General features: G+C 74.2%; 2 protein-coding genes. One reads left to right on the top strand and one right to left on the bottom strand.

The window, feature by feature from the left end:
* Nucleotides 1–40 precede the first annotated feature (40 nt).
* Nucleotides 41–1,000, top strand: a complete 960-nt coding sequence (locus GKQ77_RS32235) for a GlxA family transcriptional regulator (RefSeq protein ID WP_219692679.1) — start codon at nt 41–43, stop codon at nt 998–1,000.
* Here GKQ77_RS32235 and GKQ77_RS32240 read toward each other — a convergent pair.
* The coding region (locus GKQ77_RS32240) for an MFS transporter (RefSeq protein ID WP_219692677.1) at nt 929–1,928 on the bottom strand (1,000 nt) is incomplete at its 5' end. The two genes, GKQ77_RS32235 and GKQ77_RS32240, sit on opposite strands and share 72 nt — an antisense overlap.

The following is a 1,928-nucleotide window of genomic DNA, read 5'->3' on the forward strand; positions in this document are numbered from 1 at the left end:
GCAATCCCCGACGCCCCGGCCGCCCCGGCACCGGGTCGTCGTGCTCGCCCTCGACGGCGTGATCCCCTTCGAACTGGGCATCCCGCAACGCATCTTCGGCCTCGCCCGCGATGCGGAGGCGCGCCCGCTCTACGAGGTCGTGACCTGCTCGGCGCGGCCACCGGGCCCGGTCCGCTCGGACGCCGACTTCGCGATCCTCGTCGAACACGGCCCCGAGGCGCTGGCCACCGCGGACACGGTCGTGGTCCCCGCGTCGTACGAACTGGGGCCGGTGTACGAGGAGGGCCGCCTCACCGACGAACTGGCCGCCGCGCTCGCCCGCGTCCGGCCGGGCACCCGTATGGTCTCGATCTGCACGGGCGGGTACGTCCTGGCCGCCGCGGGTCTCCTCGACGGCCGCCCGGCGACCACGCACTGGGCATCGGCCGCGCACTTCCAGGAGCTGTTCCCGCGCATCAGGGTCGACGCGGACGTGCTCTTCATCGACGACGGCGATGTCCTCACCTCGGCGGGCGTGGCCGCGGGCGTCGACCTCTGCGTCCATCTCGTACGCCGCGACCACGGCACCGCCGTCGCCAACGACGTGGCCCGCCGCACCGTCGTACCGCCCCACCGCGACGGCGGCCAGGCACAGTACATCCAGCGGCCCGTGCCCGAGCCGCAGTTGGCCACCACGCGGGTGGCGAGGGCCTGGGCGCTCGCCCGCCTCGACCAGCCGCTGCAACTGCGCGACATGGCCGCGCAGGAGGCGATGTCCGTACGTACGTTCACGCGCCGCTTCCGGGAGGAGGTCGGCGTCAGCCCCGGCCAGTGGCTCACGCAGCAACGCGTCGACCGGGCACGGCACTTGCTGGAGTCCAGCGACCTCTCCGTCGACCAGGTGGCGCGGGAGGCCGGCTTCGGCACGGCCCAGTCGATGCGGCAGCACCTACAGGCCGCGCTCGGCGTCACCCCCACCACATACCGGCGTACGTTCCGCGCGGTCGCCGCCGCCGGCTGAGTCCACGCCCGCTTCCGCTTCTGTGTGGGCTTCCGCTTTCGTGTCGGATTTCGTGTCCGCCGAGGTCAGTGGCTTCACTTCGCCCAGGACGCCGATCACGGTCAGCAGGACGCCGAGGCCGACGCCCGCCAGGATCGCCGTGGACGGCGATACGACGCTCAGCAGTGCGCCCGCCAGCGAACCGCTCGCCGCGTATCCGGCGCCCACCGCCGCGTACATCACCGAGTAGCCCGCGGCGAGGGCGCTGGGGGGCAGCACCTCGCGCAGCGACAGGTTCCGGGTGAGCATCGCCCCGGCCTGCAGTACGCCCGCCATGCCGAGGACCGCGAGGAGCCACCCCACGCTCGGCAGCACGGCGACCACGGCGAGGCACCCGGAGACGGCGAACATCAGCACCATGCTCTGCGTGCGCAGCCGCCCCGGCCAGGTGCGAAGCCCGTACACGAACGAGCCGATCGCGGAGCCCACCGCGAGACCGGCAAGCAGGAGGCCCGCCCAGCCCACGCCGATGCCGCGCTGCTCCAGGAGCGCGGGCAGCACCAGCTCGGCGAGGGCGAGCATCGAGAGGCTGGCCGCGCCCGTCACGAAGATCGGCCAGGCGCGGGCCAGGATGCGCGCCATGGACTCGCCGCCTCGGTCGCCCGAGTCCGAGCGCCATCCCGCGGGGAGCATCCACAGCCCGGCGACGGAGGCGGCCATCAGTACGCCTGCCAACGCCAGGGGCAGCGACGGGGATACGCCGAGCGCGATGCCGGTCACGGCGGCGGGCGCGGCAGCCCATATGCCGAAGGTCAGTATCGACTCCACGGACAGGGCCTGGGCGACGGCCTTCTCCGGGACGACGCCGGTCAGCAGCGCGCGGAGGCCACCGGGGGCGGCGGCGGGGGCGGCGCCCGCGAGGAAGGCGAGGGCGCCGAGGGCCACGGGG

This window comes from Streptomyces anatolicus, from assembly GCF_019400875.1.
Taxonomy (GTDB): Bacteria; Actinomycetota; Actinomycetes; order Streptomycetales; family Streptomycetaceae; genus Streptomyces; species Streptomyces anatolicus.